This is a genomic window from Rhizobium centroccidentale (genome assembly GCF_030182565.1).
In the GTDB taxonomy this organism is placed as follows: domain Bacteria; phylum Pseudomonadota; class Alphaproteobacteria; order Rhizobiales; family Rhizobiaceae; genus Rhizobium.
The window spans coordinates 131,706-148,876 of the sequence record NZ_JAQJCG010000006.1 but is presented as its reverse complement, the minus strand read 5'-3'; the positions used below and the strand labels follow the sequence as shown (position 1 = coordinate 148,876).

22 protein-coding genes are annotated in these 17,171 nt (G+C 60.5%); 8 read left to right on the top strand and 14 right to left on the bottom strand.

The genetic code is table 11. From position 1 onward, the window contains the following. Nucleotides 1-38: 38 nt before the first annotated feature. The 3 genes from PH562_RS10765 to PH562_RS10755 are packed head-to-tail and all read right to left on the bottom strand — an operon-like array spanning nucleotide 39 to nucleotide 1,437. The gene (locus PH562_RS10765) at nucleotides 39-641 is read right to left on the bottom strand and encodes a DUF4865 family protein (protein WP_285172940.1); all 603 of its coding nucleotides are present in this window, start codon (nucleotides 639-641) and stop codon (nucleotides 39-41) included. A 2-nt stretch (nucleotides 642-643) separates the two neighbouring features. Beyond that, nucleotides 644-1,039, bottom strand: coding sequence for a cupin domain-containing protein (locus PH562_RS10760; RefSeq protein ID WP_285172939.1), 396 nt, complete (start codon nucleotides 1,037-1,039; stop codon nucleotides 644-646). A 5-nt stretch (nucleotides 1,040-1,044) separates the two neighbouring features. Then, nucleotides 1,045-1,437 (bottom strand): tautomerase family protein, encoded by a 393-nt coding sequence (locus PH562_RS10755; protein ID WP_285172938.1) that lies wholly within the window; start codon nucleotides 1,435-1,437, stop codon nucleotides 1,045-1,047. Between the two features lie 111 nt (nucleotides 1,438-1,548). Here PH562_RS10755 and PH562_RS10750 point away from each other — a divergent pair, with 111 nt between their 5' ends. Then, entirely contained in the window at nucleotides 1,549-2,490 is a 942-nt protein-coding gene (locus PH562_RS10750) for a LysR substrate-binding domain-containing protein (RefSeq protein ID WP_285172937.1), read from the top strand. Here the strand turns inward: PH562_RS10750 and PH562_RS10745 are convergent. From PH562_RS10745 to PH562_RS10720, 6 genes are all read right to left on the bottom strand, one after another. After that, nucleotides 2,469-3,518 carry an alpha/beta fold hydrolase gene (locus PH562_RS10745; protein ID WP_285172936.1) on the bottom strand — a complete coding sequence of 350 codons (1,050 nt, stop codon included), beginning with the start codon at nucleotides 3,516-3,518 and terminating at the stop codon, nucleotides 2,469-2,471. The genes PH562_RS10750 and PH562_RS10745 overlap by 22 nt on opposite strands. A gap of 99 nt (nucleotides 3,519-3,617) precedes the next feature. Beyond that, nucleotides 3,618-4,247, bottom strand: a complete 630-nt coding sequence (locus PH562_RS10740) for a tetratricopeptide repeat protein (protein WP_285172935.1) — start codon at nucleotides 4,245-4,247, stop codon at nucleotides 3,618-3,620. A gap of 88 nt (nucleotides 4,248-4,335) precedes the next feature. After that, nucleotides 4,336-4,461 (bottom strand): type B 50S ribosomal protein L36, encoded by a 126-nt coding sequence (gene ykgO / locus PH562_RS10735; RefSeq protein ID WP_003582204.1) that lies wholly within the window; start codon nucleotides 4,459-4,461, stop codon nucleotides 4,336-4,338. 151 nt (nucleotides 4,462-4,612) lie between these two features. After that, nucleotides 4,613-5,671, bottom strand: coding sequence for a 5-(carboxyamino)imidazole ribonucleotide synthase (locus PH562_RS10730; RefSeq protein WP_113230721.1), 1,059 nt, complete (start codon nucleotides 5,669-5,671; stop codon nucleotides 4,613-4,615). Then, a complete protein-coding gene (purE, locus tag PH562_RS10725; protein ID WP_173002428.1) occupies nucleotides 5,668-6,165 on the bottom strand; it encodes a 5-(carboxyamino)imidazole ribonucleotide mutase in 498 nt (165 codons plus the stop codon). Before purE ends, PH562_RS10730 begins: the two co-directional genes overlap by 4 nt. Nucleotides 6,166-6,181: 16 nt before the next feature. Then, nucleotides 6,182-6,385: a YdcH family protein gene (locus PH562_RS10720; RefSeq protein WP_015341042.1), complete on the bottom strand. Its 204-nt coding sequence runs from the start codon at nucleotides 6,383-6,385 to the stop codon at nucleotides 6,182-6,184. A 231-nt stretch (nucleotides 6,386-6,616) separates the two neighbouring features. On the opposite strand from PH562_RS10720, the gene PH562_RS10715 reads away from it, so the two are divergent. Continuing rightward, on the top strand, nucleotides 6,617-6,790 hold the full coding sequence (locus tag PH562_RS10715) for a YdcH family protein (RefSeq protein ID WP_069613224.1): 174 nt from the start codon (nucleotides 6,617-6,619) through the stop codon (nucleotides 6,788-6,790). A 402-nt stretch (nucleotides 6,791-7,192) separates the two neighbouring features. Here PH562_RS10715 and PH562_RS10710 read toward each other — a convergent pair whose 3' ends face one another. Then, a complete protein-coding gene (locus PH562_RS10710; protein WP_015341040.1) occupies nucleotides 7,193-7,453 on the bottom strand; it encodes an ArsR/SmtB family transcription factor in 261 nt (86 codons plus the stop codon). A 223-nt stretch (nucleotides 7,454-7,676) separates the two neighbouring features. On the opposite strand from PH562_RS10710, the gene PH562_RS10705 reads away from it, so the two are divergent. The 5 genes from PH562_RS10705 (at nucleotide 7,677) to PH562_RS10685 (ending at nucleotide 12,765) form a co-directional block, all read left to right on the top strand. Next, complete coding sequence (locus PH562_RS10705; protein WP_113230921.1) at nucleotides 7,677-8,330, top strand: thiamine phosphate synthase; 654 nt, start codon at nucleotides 7,677-7,679, stop codon at nucleotides 8,328-8,330. A gap of 9 nt (nucleotides 8,331-8,339) precedes the next feature. Then, a complete protein-coding gene (locus PH562_RS10700) occupies nucleotides 8,340-9,560 on the top strand; it encodes a tetratricopeptide repeat protein (RefSeq protein ID WP_285172934.1) in 1,221 nt (406 codons plus the stop codon). Between the two features lie 190 nt (nucleotides 9,561-9,750). After that, nucleotides 9,751-10,551 (top strand): inositol monophosphatase family protein, encoded by an 801-nt coding sequence (locus PH562_RS10695; RefSeq protein WP_113230719.1) that lies wholly within the window; start codon nucleotides 9,751-9,753, stop codon nucleotides 10,549-10,551. A 135-nt stretch (nucleotides 10,552-10,686) separates the two neighbouring features. Next, nucleotides 10,687-11,730, top strand: coding sequence for a flagellar motor protein MotA (locus PH562_RS10690; RefSeq protein ID WP_113230718.1), 1,044 nt, complete (start codon nucleotides 10,687-10,689; stop codon nucleotides 11,728-11,730). A 3-nt stretch (nucleotides 11,731-11,733) separates the two neighbouring features. Further along, on the top strand, nucleotides 11,734-12,765 hold the full coding sequence (locus PH562_RS10685; protein WP_113230717.1) for a peptidoglycan -binding protein: 1,032 nt from the start codon (nucleotides 11,734-11,736) through the stop codon (nucleotides 12,763-12,765). 4 nt (nucleotides 12,766-12,769) lie between these two features. On the opposite strand, the gene PH562_RS10680 is transcribed toward PH562_RS10685, so the two are convergent. The 4 genes from PH562_RS10680 to PH562_RS10665 form a co-directional block, all read right to left on the bottom strand. Beyond that, nucleotides 12,770-14,017 carry an RNA polymerase sigma factor gene (locus PH562_RS10680; RefSeq protein ID WP_113230716.1) on the bottom strand — a complete coding sequence of 416 codons (1,248 nt, stop codon included), beginning with the start codon at nucleotides 14,015-14,017 and terminating at the stop codon, nucleotides 12,770-12,772. A gap of 5 nt (nucleotides 14,018-14,022) precedes the next feature. Then, on the bottom strand, nucleotides 14,023-14,361 hold the full coding sequence (locus PH562_RS10675; RefSeq protein ID WP_113230715.1) for a YciI family protein: 339 nt from the start codon (nucleotides 14,359-14,361) through the stop codon (nucleotides 14,023-14,025). A 249-nt stretch (nucleotides 14,362-14,610) separates the two neighbouring features. Continuing rightward, entirely contained in the window at nucleotides 14,611-14,799 is a 189-nt protein-coding gene (locus PH562_RS10670; protein ID WP_007701263.1) for a YegP family protein, read from the bottom strand. A gap of 108 nt (nucleotides 14,800-14,907) precedes the next feature. Beyond that, nucleotides 14,908-16,728: an ABC transporter transmembrane domain-containing protein gene (locus PH562_RS10665; protein ID WP_483315339.1), complete on the bottom strand. Its 1,821-nt coding sequence runs from the start codon at nucleotides 16,726-16,728 to the stop codon at nucleotides 14,908-14,910. Between the two features lie 174 nt (nucleotides 16,729-16,902). On the opposite strand from PH562_RS10665, the gene rpmE reads away from it, so the two are divergent. Beyond that, entirely contained in the window at nucleotides 16,903-17,124 is a 222-nt protein-coding gene (rpmE, locus tag PH562_RS10660) for a 50S ribosomal protein L31 (protein ID WP_015341030.1), read from the top strand. Nucleotides 17,125-17,171 lie beyond the last annotated feature (47 nt).

Sequence of the window (17,171 nt, the reverse complement as noted above, 5' to 3'; positions counted from 1 at the left end):
CAGAAAGACTTTCCCTCCATAAAGCGCCCGCATTTCCTTTAAAACAACGAGATTGTCTCTGTGACACTTCTGGCGATGCCAGGCAGCGAAAGATGCCCGACATCGTAGGTCTGGATACCTGTCCGGGCCGCATCTTTCGGCGGCTCTGCCAAGAGGTAGAAGCGCACCAGCGTCCAGTGGGTCGGCTCGAAGGCGGCGACCGAGGCGAGGGCTTCACCGTTCGTTATGGCCTGCGCTGCTGCCTCGGCCTCGTTTGCGCGGAGTTCGGCCAGCGATGTTTCGGCGTCGATTGCGACCACCTCGCGTGTCGCGAACTTGGCGCCGCGAATATCCGCAGACGTCTCGACGTGCCAGGCGATCCAGGTGTTGACCTGAGGGCGGCCGAAATTCTCGGTAAGGGCGAGGAAACCGGGACCGCAGACGAAGTCGCTCAGGCCTTCTTCCTGCTGCCAGACGTAGAAGGGGGAGTAAAAATTCTGCCGGCTCCCCGTGACGGCATCGCCCTTTCTTGCCGTCAGATAGGCCTTGAACTTCAGGCCCGGGAGATTGTCGAGCAGGGGGCCCTTTTCGCGAATACGGCGATCGATGATCGCCATGTCGTAATCCGCGGGGAGGGGGAAGTTATATTGCATGGCGATCATCGTCATTCCTCCAGCCAGGTTACGGCGCTTCCATTTTGCGCTGCCTGGATGCTGATATAGGAAAAGGCATTTTCAGGCGTCGCACCGTGCCGATGGCGTTCGTTCGGCGCGAAGCTGATGCAGTCGCCGGCGTGCAGCTCTTCTGCAGGGCCGCCGAAGCGTTCGGCAAGTCCGAAGCCGGACAGAACATAGAGGATCTGTCCATGCGGATGTGTATGCCAGCGGGTCATCACGCCAGGTTCGAGCTCACAACGCATGGCTGTGAGACCGCCGTTTTCAGCGTTCTCCACAAGCGACTCCACCAGGAAGGAGGCGGTGGCGATGCCCTCGGGCGATGGCCGCATATTCGTGCCGGCGCGATGAATGGCCGGCGTTTGGATCGATGTGGTCTGAGGCATGTCTGTCAGACCTGTTCGATCATCTGCGCGCGGCCATCGGAGAAGGACCAATCTTCGCGTGTGGCTGTGGTGATGGTGATCATAATGTCCTCAGGACGAATGCCGGGTGCATCTGCAAGAAGTTCGGCGACGCGGCGATAGAATGCCTGCTTGACCTCGGTGCTGCGCGGCTTGCCCGTTGTGACGTCGAAGAAAACGTAATCGTCCGAACGCGGCTTGCTGGCGAAATAGGTGCGATCGAAGATGAGTTCATGCGGCTCCAGCTGATGAATGGACTGGAAGCGATCGGTCGGCGGCACGTCGAAGGCTTCGACCAGGGCGCGGTGAAAATTATCCGAAAGTGCCTTGAGATATTCCGGCGACTTGCCACGCAGAAGGGTGATGCGGGTGAATGGCATGGGATTGCTCCTGTTTCCGTGTCACTTGACGATCATAGAATGCCAGTGGATAATCATCCTGAAAATCAGATAATTCTGGATACATAGTCCCAAAAATATGGATGGTTATCCATGCGAAAAGTCATCTTCGATCTCGATGTGCTGCGCAGCTTCGTCACCGGTATGGATCTTGGCAGCTATGCCAAGGCGGCCGACAGGCTCGGACGCTCGACGTCTGCGATCAGCGCCCAGCTCAAGAAGCTTGAGGAGCAGGCGGGTACGCCGATCTTCCGCAAGGTGGGCAGAGGGCTGGCGTTGACGGAGGCAGGAGAGACGATGCTTGGCTATGCACGGCGGCTGTTGGATCTGAATGACGAGGCGGCCACGGCGCTCCATGGAACCGAGCTTGAAGGCTGGGTGCGCCTCGGTCTGCAGGAGGATTTTGGCGAGACGCTGCTGCCGGAAGTGCTGGGTCGTTTCGCCCGCGCGCATCCGAAGGTGCGCATCGAGGCGCGTGTGGTGCGCAACGTGGAGCTTGTGGAGCGGGTGACGTCAGGCAAGCTCGATCTGGCGCTTGCCTGGAGCGACGGTTTCCGCACCGCTTACACAGACCGTATTGCCGAAGTGCCGCTCTGCTGGGTCGGTCCGGCTAATGGCACGATGCACTGGCATGCCGATAGCGGTGAGGTCATGCCATTGGCCTCGCTGGAAGCGCCGTGTCTGTTGCGCAACATCGCCACCAAGACGCTCGATCGTGCCGGTATCGGCTGGCGGATATCCTTCGTCAGCCCGAGCCTCGGCGGGCTTTGGGCGGCGACGGCGGCAGGTCTTGGCCTGACACTGCGCACGCCGCTCGGCCTGCCGCCAAAGATACGGCAATTGACGCCTGATGAGGCGGGCTTGCCGGCTTTGCCGACGCTCGATCTCGTGCTGCATCGTGCCGAGACGGAGGGGAGCCCGGCAACGGAGCGGCTGGCATCCATCATGCTGCAGGCAGTGCGGCAGACCATCGAGACCGTGCCGCAGAGCCGCATATTCGAGGATGTGCCTGGTCAGGATGTCGTCACGGCCTGAGAGGAAGGCTGTCGCCCGGAAACGTCGCTGCCGAGGCTGCTGATGCGGATTTCCGCCTGTGCGGCGAGCACTTGCAGATCGCGCGGCTGGCCTGCCAGCCGTTCCATGGCGGCGATCGCGACATCCGTCGTTACATAATCGGGCTTATGGCCGAGATTGCGGATGGTGACGAGTTCGGCGCCCGCGATATCCCGGGCAAGTCCACGTGAATGCAACTCCTCCAGCACGACATCGTCGCTGTCGCCGGTAATGATGATCACGGGTGCCTTGATCTCGCTGTAGCGAGGCGCATGGGCCGAGACATAAGCAAAGAGATTGACCACATCGATCGCGTTGTTGCGGAAGGTCCGCGGCCGCAGCACCAGTTCCGGTGCCGTCTTCATTATATAGTCGGCCGGCCGCGCATTCGGGCGGAAGATGCTGAGCGTGCCGGTCTCGACCCGGCGCAAGCCGAGCGGGATAACGAAGATCTGCGTAAAGAGCCAGCCGAAGACGGGCGTGGCGGCAAGCGTATAGTACCAGTCGACGCCGCCGGACCAGGGGTGTGTTGCCGGCGCGAGAAAGAGCAGGCCCTCGGTTCTTTCAGGATGGCGCATGCCAAAGGCAGCTGCGATTGCGCCGCCGAAGGAGTGGCCGACGATGATGGCGCTCTTGATGCCGCGCTTATCCATCAGTTGGGCGATGGCATCGGCCTGACCGGAGGGAAGGGCGTTTTCGGCGGTCCCGCGTTCGGAATAGCCGTGACCGGGGCGATCGACGAATAGCATTTCAGCGCGGCCACTTAAGGGCGCTGCGAAAGCTGCCAGCTGATCGCGCAGATTGCCGCTGGCGCCGTGGATAAAGATCAAGGCGGGTAGATCCGCGGTTGTGGGGCGCGGCAGATGGACGGCGTTGAGGCGATAACCGCCAATATCGGTAAGCTCGCCAATATTGGGATAGGCCTGCTCGATGGCGCGGGTCTTGTAGGCGGAAAAGCCTGCGGCGAAAACGATAAGGAGAACGATGACGGTGAACAGAGAATCGATCATTGCGGCACGGATCAAATATCTTAAGACGCTAATCTAGCGCGATATTGCGGCTTTTCATCCCTCCAAATGCGATTTCCTCCGGGAGACCACGGCAGAAAATCAGGTGCGGCTGCCGGCAAGTTTTTCCGAGAGCTTGCCGGCTTCTTCCTGGGCCGATCGATTCGCCGGGTAGACTTCCAGAAAACGATCCCAGACCCTGAGAGCCTGTGCGTCGTTGCCGCGCTCGGTCAGCATCGCCGCCATGCCGGCCAGCGCGCCGAAATGGCGCGGCTCGATGCGCAGGACCTGATTGATGTCTTCCATCGACTTGCGATAGTCGCCGATCGCAAAATTGAGCGTGGCGCGGCGGTTCCAGCCTTCGACGTAGTCGGGCTTCAGCGAGATCACCTGATCGAGATAATCCATCGCGGCGGCATTGCGCTTTTCCTGAATGGCCTTGTCGGCCCATTGCATCAGGAGATTGATGGTGGCGCTGCCGGAATCGCTGAGTTCGGCACTGATCTGATCCGCAATCAAGCTTGCCTGGTCGGGGTCGCGTTGGCGCTTCAGCGCTGTGAATAGATTGTCGAGCTGCTGCTTGGGTGACAGGGTGCCGGAGGAATTGCCCGAATTCTGCTTTTCCACAGGGTTCTGCTCGTCAGCCAGAGCCGTATGAGGCGCAGAGGCAGTCAGAGCAAACAGAATCGGCAGGGCTAGATATGACAAAGCAAAAACGCGCATGGCGGGCATAGTAGCCCGCCAATGTCGAAGATCAAAACAAATTTGATGCGATCAACTAAAACTGAAGCCCGATCCATGGGATCGGAGCCGCGCTATATCAGCCCTGACGAGCCTTGTAGCGCGGGTTCAGCTTGTTGATGATGTAGATGCGGCCCTTGCGGCGGACGAGACGGTTGTCACGATGGCGCGCCTTGAGCGACTTGAGCGAATTCTTGATCTTCATTTTTCTGATCCGCGATCTCTGAGGGGGAATGTCACATTCGCCCGGGTCTTTAACAATCAAAAGCGCGCTCAGGGCGCGCTCTTTAGGGTGGGGAGCAAATACCCTGTCGACCGTGCGCTGTCAACCATGTCAGGGCTTTTTCCCGCTGCTCTCAGCGTAGAAGCTGTGTAACATGGCCCATCTTGCGGCCCGGCCGGGCTTCCGTCTTGCCGTAGAGATGCACGAGCGTGTCGTCAAGGCGCAGCCATTCCGGCAGTGCCAGGATGTCGTCGCCGATGAGATTCGTCATGACGCAATCCGAGTGGCGCCGAGGATTTCCGAGCGGCAGGCCGCCGACGGCGCGGATATGCTGCTCGAATTGCGAGATGACACAGGCGGCCTCCGTCCAATGGCCGGAATTGTGGACGCGCGGCGCCATTTCATTGGCGATCAGGCTGCCATCGGCAAGCACGAAGAACTCGATGCCGATGACGCCGACATAGCCGAGCGCCGTCAATATCTTCTCCGCAGCTTCACGCGCGGCCGCGGCGGTCTGAGCGGAAATACTCGCCGGCAGCGTCGAGGTGTGGAGAATGCCGTTGCGATGGACGTTCTCCGCTGGATCGTAGCAGGCGACTTTCCCGTCGCTGCCTCGGGCGGCGATGATCGAGATTTCACGCTCGAAGGATACGAAGCTTTCCAGAATCAGCGGCACGCTGCCCAGGGCTGCATAGCCGCCCTCGGCGCTGTCGGCGGCGGAGCGATAGACGCGCTGCCCTTTGCCGTCATAGCCGAGACGACGGGTCTTCAGCACACCTTGCCCACCGAAATCGGCGAGCGCCTTTTCGAGATCGGCCTGGCTGTCGACGGCATGGAAGCGGGCCGTCGGAATGCCGCAGCCGTTGATGAAGCTCTTTTCAGTCAGCCGGTCCTGCGCCATTTCCAGCGCCTTGGGCGGCGGATAGACCGTTACCTGCAAGGCGAGATCCTCGGCGGCGGTCACTGGCACATTCTCGAATTCATAGGTCACGACATCGCAGCGCTTCGCCAGCTCGGCAAGCGCGGCCGCATCGTCATAGGCAGCGGCAATCTGCGCGTTGGCGACATGGGCGGCCGGGCAATCCGCCTGTGGCTCGAGGATGATGGTGCGGAAATTCAGGCGGGCGGCCGCCATGGCCAGCATGCGGCCGAGCTGGCCGCCGCCGATGATGCCGATCGTCTTCACGTTCATAGGTCGTCCATCGGATATTCGGCGACTGCCGCGCTCTGGCGCGCCCGCCATTCGTCGAGCCGGTCGGCGATCTCTTCGTCGCCAAGTGCCAGGACGGCGGCGGCAAGAAGGGCGGCGTTGACGGCGCCGGCCTTGCCGATCGCGAGCGTGCCGACAGGAATGCCGGCAGGCATCTGCACGATCGAGAGAAGACTGTCCTGGCCGGAGAGCGCACGGGATTGCACAGGCACGCCGAAGACCGGCAGCGGCGTCATGGACGCCGCCATCCCCGGCAGGTGTGCCGCGCCGCCGGCGCCGGCGATGATGACCTTGAAGCCCTCGTCCTTTGCGCCCTTGGCGAAGTTCACCAGCCTGTCCGGCGTGCGATGAGCCGAAATGATGCGCGCATCATAGGTGATTTCGAGCGCTTCCAAGGTGTCCGCGGCATTCTTCATGGTCTCCCAGTCGGACTGGCTTCCCATGATGATGGCGACAGGCGGTCTTTCGGTCAGCATCGTTGCGTTGTGCTCCTCAGGCTATGATATCGGGGATGATCTGGTCTTCCAGCTTGGTCAGCTTGTCCTTGATGACGAGCTTCTTCTTCTTCATGCGCTGGATACGAAGAGCGTCGCAGCCCGTCTCGATCATGGCATTGATTGCGGCATCATAATCCTCGTGTTCCTGGCGCAAACGCGCCACGATCAGCCTGATTTCCGCCTGTTCCTGATCGGCCATGTTCATTTCCCCAGCATATCGCGGAATCGCATTCGTTCCGCCTCCTGAATTCCGCAAGCTCCTATCACCAAATGGCGATAACGGGAAGTTATCCTTCATCACGAATTTGCCGCCTATAGGCCACGTTTTCGCCTTCGACAACGGCCGGATATTATGGCACAGTGGGAGGGTTGACACCTAGGGCCTTGGCGAATGGATGGTCAGGGCCCTTAAAGAGGAAGGAAGGGTCATATGACTGTTCAAGCTCATCTTGAATCGCTCGAAAAGAAACATGTCGCGCTCGAGGAGGCGCTACATGCGGCAATGTCATCTCCCTCTAGCAATGATACGGAAATAGCCGACATCAAACGCAGGAAACTGCGCGTCAAGGACGAAATCCAGCGTCTGCGTTCCTCTGTTCACTGAGGTAACGTTCCAAAGTTCAAAAAAGCCATCGATCTTGGGGCAAGAGAGGCAGATCGAAAGGTCTAGAGGCAATTTTCCAGCCAGGATCGATGAGCATTTCCGTCAAAACGGATGCGCCAGCGTCATAGCGTCGAAAGTAGGGGTTGGCGCAATTTTCCCCATCTTAAACAACAAATGTCGTCGCTGACGACTCTCGGCTCGTTGTAGTCTTCATTCATCGAGGGTGGCCGGGTTTTGATGGCACGTCGCGACGATGCCAGTTTCGTCACGCCGCTGGCCCATCCGGAAGTCATGTCGTTTCTATCGCTGGCTTAGCTCCAGGGGCGGCAGGCCAAAACCGCGGTTCGCGCTGTCATTGTTGTCGCCGCCGGCTGCTAAATGCCGCGAAAGCGAAGGGCCTTTTCAGGACCAGAACTGATCCAGCCATAGGTTCAGCTTGTCGAAGCCGCGGCTGTTGACCGCGTATATGCGTTTCGTGCCTTCATTGGTGACGGAAACGAGGTTGCTGTCGAGCAGCGCCTTGAGATGCTGCGAGACGGCCGGGCGGCTGATTGGCAGGCCCTGCGCCAGTTCGTTGACCGTCTTGGGTGCGCGGCGCAATTCCTCCAGCAGATGACGCCGGTTCGGATCCGCGATGGCTGCGAAAGGGTCCATGGTCGACATGGCGGAAAGCTACGTCAAACACCAAAGGGCGGCAAGTTAATTGTGCGCTGCATGATATATTGTAAGGATGGTTGCCTGCGGAGGTTCGCGCCGTGAGTGTCCTCTGTTGCGAATTGCCGGTTTCGGTCGCTGCCCCTTGTCAGAGAGAGCTAACGGATTTACTCACGATTATCGAACCGGTGCGCCATCGCTGACGATGGAAGCCGAAACCATGGAAGCTCGCATGACCGTGCCTGAAGATCGTTGCCGCCTCGTTCTCATCGTTCCCGACATTGCCGATATAGAGCAGCGGGCGACGGCGGTGGCAGATGCCTTGAGGGGCGGGGACGTCGCTTCGGTGATCATCCCGCAATACGGGCTCGATGACAGCACCTTTCAGAGACATGCGGAAAAGCTGGTGCCGGTCATTCAGGCCGCAGGAGCGGCAGCGCTCATTGCCGGGGACAGCCGCGTCGCGGGCCGTGTCAAGGCCGACGGCCTGCATATCGCCGGCAACATCACCGAGCTTACCGAAGCCGTCGAAAAATTCGTGCCGAAGCTGATCGTCGGCGGCGGCAGCGCGGCCGACAGGCACAGCGCACTGGAGGTCGGCGAGCTTAGGCCGGACTATATCTTTTTCGGCAAGCTCGATGGCGACATCAAGCCCGAGGCGCATCCGAAAAATCTGGCGCTTGGCGAGTGGTGGGCCTCGATGATCGAAATCCCCTGCATCGTCATGGGCGGTACCGATCCGAAGTCGGCGCTGGAGGTAGCCCTGACGGGTGCCGAGTTCGTCGCGCTGCATCAGGCGGTTTTTGCCGACCCTGCCGCTGCCTCGTCCATCGTTGCCGAAGTGAATGCGCTTCTGGACGAAAAAGCGCCACGGTTTGAGGATTGATAGCGATTCATGTCGTCAGCGCCTCGATTCCGCCATCGATCCTTCCTTGCCGTGCTTACAGCCGGACTCGCCGCATTTCCGTTGCTGGCCGCAGCGCAATCAGGCAACAGTGACACGTCGCTGCCCGGTGTTTCGCAGCCGGCGGAGAAGGGCGCACGGCCGGATGAGGGTGCACAATCGGACGACGATACAACCGTGCCAGAGGCGCCGCAGCACAACGACAATGTCATGACGCGGCCTCTGGGCGCCGATGCCGGCACCTTCAAGACCGAAAAGATCCAGCCGGGCGCGGAGCCGAAAGCTGACAGCGACATCAAGCCATCCCAGGGGGTCGGGGTTTTCGAGCGCATGGGGGCAAACTTGCCCGACCTGCCGCCGGAAAAGCCTTTCACCGGCAAGGTGGACGATGCCTATGGCGCCTTCCAGCGCGGCTATTACCTGACCGCCTTCCAGAAGGCATTGCCGCGGGCGCAGCTTGGCGATCCGGCCGCACAGACCTTGATCGCGGAGCTGATGGCAGAGGGTCTGGGCGTCAAGCGCGACACGAAGGACGCCGCCTTCTGGTACAGCAAGGCGGCCGAGGGCGGCGACCCTACGGCGATGTTCAAATACGCGCTGATCCTGATGGAGGGCCGTGATGTGCCCCGCGACCAGAAGAAGGCCGACGAATGGATGAGGAAGGCGGCCGATGCAGGTCAGCCTTCGGCGGAATTCAACGTCGCCCAGATGCTGACGGCCGAAAATCCAGGCCCGAAGGGTCTGCAGATGGCGCTTCCCTATTATGAAAAGTCTGCGCAGCAGGGCATTGCCGACGCGCAATATGCCGTTTCACAGCTTTATCTCAACCTGCCCGATCTGCCACCGGAGAAGAAGGCGCGCGCACGCGAGTGGCTGTCGCGTGCCGCCAATGCCGGCTTCGATACCGCACAGCTCGACATGGGCATCTGGCTGATCAATGGTACTGGCGGCGCACAGGATCTCGAAAACGGCTTCAACTGGATGCGGGTCGCAGCCTATCGTGGCAACGTCGTTGCGCAAAACAAGCTGGCGCATCTTTATATCAACGCCATCGGCACGAAGCAGGATCCGGTTGCCGCCGCCACCTGGTATGTCATTTCCCGTCGTGCCGGCCTGAAAGACCCCGAGCTCGAGGATTTCTATCAAGGGATCGAGGACTTCCAGCAGAAGGCGGCCATCGACGCAGCCAACAAGTATCGGCGCGCGCGATAATAAAGGTGCCGGATCGAGCCTGGCGGAGCTGATCTGAGGTCAGTTTGCGTCTGCCATGGCCTCACCACTTGAAATTCCCGCGATTTTATGGTCTTGAGGCCGCCAATCTTTATTTCCGCTGACGCTCCTGCTCCGTCGGTGCCTGCTTTCGGGCCCGGTCAGCGCTTTCTGCATTATCCAAGGAACCCCGATGGCCCGTTCTGCTCTTCTCAATGTCATGGTTCAGGCTGCCCTCAAGGCAGGCAAGTCGCTCAGCCGCGATTTCGGCGAAGTGCAGAACCTGCAGGTTTCGGTGAAGGGACCGGGCGATTTCGTCAGCCAGGCGGATCTGAAGGCGCAGAAGATCATCCGCGACGAGCTGTTGAAGGCACGCCCGACCTACGGTTTCCTCGGCGAGGAAGGCGAAGAGGTCAAGGGCACGGATGGCGCCCATCGCTGGATCGTCGATCCGCTCGACGGCACCACCAACTTCCTGCACGGCATTCCGCTGTTTTCCGTCTCGATCGCGCTTGAGCGCAACGACGAGATCGTTGCCGGCGTCATCTTCAATCCGGCAACCGACGAACTCTATACGACCGAGCGCGGCGGTGGCGCATTCCTCAACGATCGTCGCCTGCGCGTGGCCTCGCGTCGTGTGCTGTCGGACAGCGTCATCGGCTGCGGCGTTCCGCATCTCGGCCGCGGCAATCACGGCAAGTTCCTGGTGGAACTGCGTCATGTCATGGGCGAGGTTGCCGGTGTCCGCCGTCTCGGTTCTGCATCGCTCGATCTCGCTTATGTCGCTGCCGGCCGTTTCGACGGCTTCTGGGAAACTGGCCTGTCTCCCTGGGATATAGCAGCCGGCATTCTGCTGATCCGCGAAGCCGGTGGTTTCGTCTCGGATTTCCATGGCGGCACGGACATGCTCGGCACCAGTTCGATCATCTGCGGCAACGAGCATATCCAGAAAGCACTCGCCGAAGTGGTCAAGCGACCGATCCCGACGAAGTAAGCCATTCCCCCATTCGCTTTTTCGAATGGCAAAACAGTCTGTTGCCAACGGGCTGTTTTGTGCTTGCCGTCTCTTCAATTCGGCACAATGTTGCTCTAGTCTCCGCCTGCGGAAGATGCGGTGTCGGAGCGTGTGATGGAAAATGTGAATCTGTCGGATCTCGGATCGACCGACAACGTATCGGGAAATTACGCCTACAAGCTTTCAAGCCCGATGGCTTTCTTCTGGACGATGATTCTTTTCCTGGTCATCGTCGGCTTCATCGTGGCGATCCTTTTCCGCCAGGCGCAGGTCGCCTTCTTGCACAATCCCGGCCTCAATGGCTTGATCGTCGGCGTTTTGGTCGTCGGCATCCTGCTTGTCTTCAACCATGTGCTGATGCTGAGGCCGGAGGTTCGCTGGTTCAATCATTTCCGCGCCGTCGGCAATGCGGACAAGGTTGGCCGCAATCCGCGGCTGCTGGCACCGATGCGAGCGCTGCTCGGCAACCGCCGTGCCATGCAGCTTTCCACGGCGACCCTGCGCTCGATCCTCGATTCGATTGCTACCCGCCTCGACGAATCGCGCGATACCTCGCGCTATCTTATCGGCCTCCTCGTCTTTCTCGGCCTGCTCGGCACCTTCTGGGGCCTGATCGGCACGATCGGCTCGATCAACGACGTCATCCAGGGCCTCGATGCCGGCACCGGCGACTCAGGGGACATTCTGAGCGCCTTGAAATCAGGTCTTTCCGGCCCGCTTGTGGGTATGGGCACGGCCTTTTCGTCGTCGCTGCTCGGCCTGTCCGGCTCGCTGATCCTCGGCTTCCTCGACCTGCAGGCCGGTCGCGCGCAGAACCGCTTCTATACCGAACTTGAAAATTGGCTTTCTTCCGTCACCGACGTCGGCTCCGACATTGCCCCGGTTATCGAAGGCGCGACCGGCGCCTCTTCGGAGGATGTGCGGGCGCTATCGGACTATCTGCGCAAGATTGCCGAGGAGGGCGGCGGCCAGCGTTCTGTGACGGCCATGGCAAACCTTGCCGAAGGCATTCAGGGCCTGGTCAAGAACATGCGCAACGAGCAGCAGATGTTGCGCGACTGGATCGAGGCGCAGCAGGAAGAGGCCAAATCGATGCGCCGCACGCTCGATCGCCTCGCCGACAGGATCAGCCATACCGAGAAGACCGGGAGCAAGTAAGCCATGGCGCTCGCCCGCAACCGACGCCACCAGAGAAGCGTCGACTATTGGCCCGGCTTCGTCGACGCGCTGTCCACGCTGCTCATGGCGATCATGTTCCTGCTGACGGTATTCGTCGTCGGCCAATTCATTCTCAGCCGCGAAATTTCCGGGCGCGACGAAGTGCTCAATCGCCTCAACAGTCGCATCAACGATCTGGTGCAGCAGCTGGCGCTGGAAAAAAGCGGCAAACAGGATCTCGAGGATGCCGTCGCCAATCTGCAGGCATCGCTGTCCTCGGCGGAAACTGAGCGCTCGCGGCTGCAGGCTCTGCTCGCGGCAGGCTCCGGCAGTAGCCAGGCTGCGGAAAAGCGGGCCGGATCGCTTTCGCAGGAGCTTGACGAGCAGAAGCAGGTGAGCGCGCGAGCGATGAGCCAGGTCGATCTCCTCAATCAGCAGATTGCCGCCCTGCGCAGCCAGATCGCCGCTATCGAAGCTGCCCTTCAGGCATCGGAAGCCAAGGATCAGTCATCGCAGGTGAAGATTGCCGATCTCGGCCGGCGGCTGAACGTGGCGCTAGCACAGCGGGTGCAGGAACTGAACCGCTATCGTTCCGACTTCTTCGGCCGCCTGCGCGAAATCCTTTCGGATCGGGATAATATCCGAATCGTCGGCGACCGCTTCGTGTTCCAGTCCGAAGTGCTCTTCCCGTCCGGTGCGGCCGATCTCAACCCGGCGGGCCAGGCGGAGATGACGAAGCTTGCCACGGCTCTCATCGACCTTTCCAAGGAAATTCCGCCCGAGATCAACTGGGTGCTACGCGTCGACGGGCATACGGACAATGTGCCGCTTTCGGGCAATGGGCGTTACCCGGACAACTGGGCTCTGTCGTCGGCGCGCGCCATCGCCGTCGTCAAGTTCCTGATCTCACAGGGTGTGCCCGCCGACAGGCTCGTCGCCGCTGGCTTCGGCGAATTCCAACCGATCGCACCGGGCGATACGCCGGATGCTCGCGCCACCAACCGCCGCATCGAGCTGAAGCTGACGGAGAAATAATCCGTCATCGCTCCGGCGATGCGATACTATCGAGGCGTGCTTGCAGGAATTGCCGTACGGCTTCGCTGTCGCTGAGGCCAATCGCGGTCCGATAGGCATTGGAGGCCCTTTCCGCATCTCCCGCTTCGGTCAGCAGGTGAGCCCGCACGGCCCAATAGGGTTGATAGTTGACGATCTCGCGCTCGGCTATCCGGTCAAGGAGAGCCAACCCAGCAGCCGGACCTTCCACTTTGCCAACTACGGCCGCGTGGCTGACGCGCGCGCCGGCCGTCGGCTTCATGATCACAAGCGCTTCATAGAGTTTGGCCAGAGCTGCCCAGTCAGTGATGCCCGAGCGTCGCCGGTCGGCATGCACGGACTGGATCGCAGCCTGACACTGGAACGGGCCGAAGCGTCCGAATGTGCCAGCCTTTCGTAATAGATTATCGGCTTCCAGAATCATTTCGGCATCCCACAGGGCCATGTCCTGCTGGTCGAGAGGAACATATCGTCCATTCGCATCGCGGCGGGCTCCATGACGGGATTGGCTGTAGAGCATCAGCGACAACAAGCCTGCCGCCTCCGGTTCCTCGGGCAGGGTCGCAAGCAACGTGCGTCCGAGCCAAATGGCCTCATCCGCCAGGGATCGTTGCTTGCCGATCTCTCCGTCGACGCCGTCCCAGCCGAGGCCGTAGGCGGCATATATCGCTGAGAGCACGCTTTCCAATCGATCCGGCAACACGGACCGGTCCGGAACGATAAAGGGAATATGTGCGTCGCGGATCTTGATTTTCGCTCGCACCAGCCGCTGGCTCATGGCTTGCGGCGAAACGAGGAAGGCTTTGGCTATGGTCGCGGCATCGACGGCCAGCACGGCTTGCAGCATCAGCGGAGTGTGAGCTGAGCGATCCAAAGCCGGATGGGCGCAGACGAAGAGGAGCTTCAGGCGCTCATCCGGAAAGGTGGAATTGTCGGCATTCATGCGTTCCTCCGCCTCTTCGAAGGCCATCATGATCCTGTCGCGCGCTCCGGCCCTGACGTTCTCGTGCCTGATCCGGCGAAGGAGATTACGCTTGGCTGCAACCAGCAGCCAGGCTTCCGGATTGTCGGGGATGCCGCGTTCCGGCCAGGTGCTCAACGCTGCCGCGATCGCATCGGACAAAGCGTCCTCGGCCGCCGGCACGTCGCGGAAGCGCGCGGCGAGAAAGGCAATCAGCTTGCCGTAGGATTGACGCGCCGTTTGCTCGGCGGCGCGTCCAGCATCCAACTCCATGATGGCTACATCTGCAATCGCGGCCGTATCTCGACCGAACCTTGCTGGGAGATCGGTACGCGCAGCGCCCATTCCAGCGCGGCATCGAGATCCGGCACTTCGATCAGGTAGAAGCCGCCAAGCTGCTCCTTACCGTCAGGGAACGGACCGTCCTTTACCTCGTGGTCCTCGCCCTGACGACGGACAACCGTTGCCGTCTCCGGTCCCGTCAATCCCGCGCCTCCCGTCATGATGCCGGCCTGGATCAGCGCCTGTGTGTAGGCGATCCAGCCGTTCTTATAGGTCGGATCGGCACGACGCCGAAAATCCTCGGCTGATTCACGAATGATCAAAGCATATTGCATGAGATGGGTCTCCCATTTGCAGTTTTGACGACAGCCGGACGGCGTAGCCTGCAAAGCTGAATGCCGGAATATACAACACCGTTGGCAAAACGGCTTCCTGCCGCTTCGATAGAATGAGCCGCGGGCACGAGTGAATTCGACACTCGCGAAAAGATTTCTTGAAATTCGTGGCCGAAAAATCAAAACGGCCGACATGCCCAAAAGGCAGCCGGCCGTTAATGGCTTTGCAGCGAGTGCGTGACGCGAGAATTATGCGGTGGCGGTGGTCTGGTCGTCGATGACGGCGGCACCGACGTGAGCCTTGATCGATTCGATGGCATGCAGGGCCGAGGCCTTCGCCTTATAGCCTTCCGAACCGAACATGGTTTCACCGTTCGAGGCCTTGAAGCGGAAGCGAAACTCGCCAGCCTTATCCTTGTAGACTTCAAATTTGTACATGGTTCTCGTCTCCTAGAATCGCGTCAGCGCGGGATAACGCCGAAAATCTAGCTCAACTTTGAAACTATTTCCACAAGGTTGTATTTGGCACGACTTGCCCGGTTATCGCTATTTCGCGATGAGCATATGTTCTTCGATGCCGGGATCGAATTGCAGGCGGGCGAGCTTCGCATAAATACCGCCATGGCGGATCAGGCTCTGATGCGTGCCTTCCTCGACGATGCGGCCCTGATCCAGCACCAGAATGCGGTCGGCCTTGAGCACGGTCGCCAGGCGATGGGCGATGACGAGGGTCGTGCGTGCCTCCATCAAGCCCTCCAGAGCCTTCTGAACGAGCGTCTCGCTTTCGGCATCGAGCGCGGAGGTCGCTTCATCGAGCAGCAGGATTGGCGCATTCTTCAGGATGGCGCGGGCAATGGCGACACGCTGGCGCTGGCCGCCCGAAAGGGTGACACCGCGTTCGCCGACCTGCGTCTCATAGCCCATTTCGAGGCGCGAAATAAACTCGTCCGCCTGTGCGGCGATCGCGGCGGCGCGCACTTCGTCGCGTGAGGCGCCCGGGCGGCCGAAGGCGATATTGTCATGAATGGAGGCGGCAAAGATCGTGGTGTCCTGAGGAACGATGGCTATGCGCTCACGCAGAGCATCCGGCAGCACATCGCGCGCATCGACACCATCCAGGGCAACCCGGCCCTTCTGCGGATCGTAGAAGCGCAGCAGCAGCGAAAAGATAGTGCTCTTGCCGGCACCGGACGCGCCGACGATCGCGACGGTCTCTCCCGGCTTCACGGAGAAGGAGAGCCCATGCAGCGCCGATCTATTCGGTCGTGACGGGTAGGAAAAGTGGACGTCGGAAAATTCCACGCGGCCCTGCGGCGGCTGCGGCAAGGGCAGCGGATTGGCGGGGGCGGTGATGGGGGACACTTCGGCAAGCAGCTCGCCCAGGCGGTCGGCAGCGCCTGCAGCTTGCGACAGCTCGCCCCAGACTTCCGATAGCGAGCCCAGCGAAGAGCCGGCGATGACCGAATAGAGCAGGAACTGGCCGAGCGTGCCGGCCGACATCGTACCGGCGAGGACATTCTGCGCACCGACCCAGAGAACCGCGACGATGCTGCCGAAGACCATGGCAATGGCGAAGCCCGTCAGCAGCGAGCGGGATTTGATCGCGGCGCGTGCCGCCTGATAGGCATCCTCGACGGCGCTGCCATAGCGCTGCGCCGCTGCGTCCTCGCCGTTATAGGCTTGAATGGTGCGGTTGGCCGCGATAGTCTCGTTGGCATAGGCCGATGCCTGCGCCAGCGTCTCCTGCGCGGCTCGCGAGCGCTTGCGCACGGAACGGCCGAAACTGACCAGCGGCAGGACGATGATCGGGATTGCGATCAGCACGATACTCGAGAGCTTCGGGCTGGTGACGATCATCATGATCACGGCGCCGAGACAGAGGATGAGATTGCGCAGCGCAACGGAGGCTGTGGCGCCGACCGCGGACTTGATCTGTGTCGTATCGGCCGTCAGCCGCGAGACGATCTCGCCGGATTGATTGACGTCGAAGAAAGAGGGCGACAGCCGCGTGACGTGATCGAAGACTTCGCGGCGCATGTCCGATACGATGCGCTCGCCGATGGAGATGACGAAGTAATAGCGCAGCGCGCTCGCAGCGGCGAGCAGCAGGGCCATGATCATGATCGCCACGAAATAGCTGTCGATCAGGCCGCGGTCGGTTTGATCGAAACCGTGATCGATCATGCGGCGGACGGCGACTGGCAAAGCAAGCGAGGTAACGGCAGCGATGACGAGCGATATGATTGCCCCGGCCACCATGCCTCGATATCGCCTGAGGTATGGCGTCAGTCGTCCGAGGGGACGGATTGATGTATTTTTCTTTTCCTCTACCTGGCCAGTCTCAGACAAGTCGTCTCCAATCCCCATATCAGCAAGGGACTCGGCGTTTCGCCCCTTGTTATCGCCGCTGCCTTCATGTATAGGCACGCCATCTTAATTGGAAGCCGTGGCCTTTAACGGACTGCGGCTTCATTTATTCAATCGGTTCGGTTGCCGCAATGCCTTGCGACAAATGGACCCTGGCATGACAGGAAGATTGTTATGAAGGCCAACATTCATCCCGACTACCACACGATCAAGGTAGTCATGACCGACGGTACCGAATATGAAACCCGCTCGACCTGGGGTTCTGAAGGCGCTGTCATGAACCTCGAAATCGACTCCAAGTCCCATCCGGCTTGGACCGGTGGCAACCAGCAGCTGATGGACCGTGCCGGCCGCGTTTCGAAGTTCAACAAGCGCTTCGGCGGTCTCGGCATCTAATTGCTCTGCGATTTGCCGTTTGAAAAGAGCCCGGTTTTGCCGGGCTT

Bases quoted from the DNA above. Each gene is read 5' to 3' on its own strand.
- PH562_RS10765 (WP_285172940.1), bottom strand. From the start codon at position 641: ATGATCGCCATGCAATATAACTTCCCCCTCCCCGCGGATTACGACATG.
- PH562_RS10760 (WP_285172939.1), bottom strand. From the start codon at position 1,039: ATGCCTCAGACCACATCGATCCAAACGCCGGCCATTCATCGCGCCGGC.
- PH562_RS10755 (WP_285172938.1), bottom strand. From the start codon at position 1,437: ATGCCATTCACCCGCATCACCCTTCTGCGTGGCAAGTCGCCGGAATAT.
- PH562_RS10750 (WP_285172937.1), top strand. From the start codon at position 1,549: ATGCGAAAAGTCATCTTCGATCTCGATGTGCTGCGCAGCTTCGTCACC.
- PH562_RS10745 (WP_285172936.1), bottom strand. From the start codon at position 3,518: ATGATCGATTCTCTGTTCACCGTCATCGTTCTCCTTATCGTTTTCGCC.
- PH562_RS10740 (WP_285172935.1), bottom strand. From the start codon at position 4,247: ATGCCCGCCATGCGCGTTTTTGCTTTGTCATATCTAGCCCTGCCGATT.
- ykgO (WP_003582204.1), bottom strand. From the start codon at position 4,461: ATGAAGATCAAGAATTCGCTCAAGTCGCTCAAGGCGCGCCATCGTGAC.
- PH562_RS10730 (WP_113230721.1), bottom strand. From the start codon at position 5,671: ATGAACGTGAAGACGATCGGCATCATCGGCGGCGGCCAGCTCGGCCGC.
- purE (WP_173002428.1), bottom strand. From the start codon at position 6,165: ATGCTGACCGAAAGACCGCCTGTCGCCATCATCATGGGAAGCCAGTCC.
- PH562_RS10720 (WP_015341042.1), bottom strand. From the start codon at position 6,385: ATGGCCGATCAGGAACAGGCGGAAATCAGGCTGATCGTGGCGCGTTTG.
- PH562_RS10715 (WP_069613224.1), top strand. From the start codon at position 6,617: ATGACTGTTCAAGCTCATCTTGAATCGCTCGAAAAGAAACATGTCGCG.
- PH562_RS10710 (WP_015341040.1), bottom strand. From the start codon at position 7,453: ATGTCGACCATGGACCCTTTCGCAGCCATCGCGGATCCGAACCGGCGT.
- PH562_RS10705 (WP_113230921.1), top strand. From the start codon at position 7,677: ATGACCGTGCCTGAAGATCGTTGCCGCCTCGTTCTCATCGTTCCCGAC.
- PH562_RS10700 (WP_285172934.1), top strand. From the start codon at position 8,340: ATGTCGTCAGCGCCTCGATTCCGCCATCGATCCTTCCTTGCCGTGCTT.
- PH562_RS10695 (WP_113230719.1), top strand. From the start codon at position 9,751: ATGGCCCGTTCTGCTCTTCTCAATGTCATGGTTCAGGCTGCCCTCAAG.
- PH562_RS10690 (WP_113230718.1), top strand. From the start codon at position 10,687: ATGGAAAATGTGAATCTGTCGGATCTCGGATCGACCGACAACGTATCG.
- PH562_RS10685 (WP_113230717.1), top strand. From the start codon at position 11,734: ATGGCGCTCGCCCGCAACCGACGCCACCAGAGAAGCGTCGACTATTGG.
- PH562_RS10680 (WP_113230716.1), bottom strand. From the start codon at position 14,017: ATGGAGTTGGATGCTGGACGCGCCGCCGAGCAAACGGCGCGTCAATCC.
- PH562_RS10675 (WP_113230715.1), bottom strand. From the start codon at position 14,361: ATGCAATATGCTTTGATCATTCGTGAATCAGCCGAGGATTTTCGGCGT.
- PH562_RS10670 (WP_007701263.1), bottom strand. From the start codon at position 14,799: ATGTACAAATTTGAAGTCTACAAGGATAAGGCTGGCGAGTTTCGCTTC.
- PH562_RS10665 (WP_483315339.1), bottom strand. From the start codon at position 16,728: ATGGGGATTGGAGACGACTTGTCTGAGACTGGCCAGGTAGAGGAAAAG.
- rpmE (WP_015341030.1), top strand. From the start codon at position 16,903: ATGAAGGCCAACATTCATCCCGACTACCACACGATCAAGGTAGTCATG.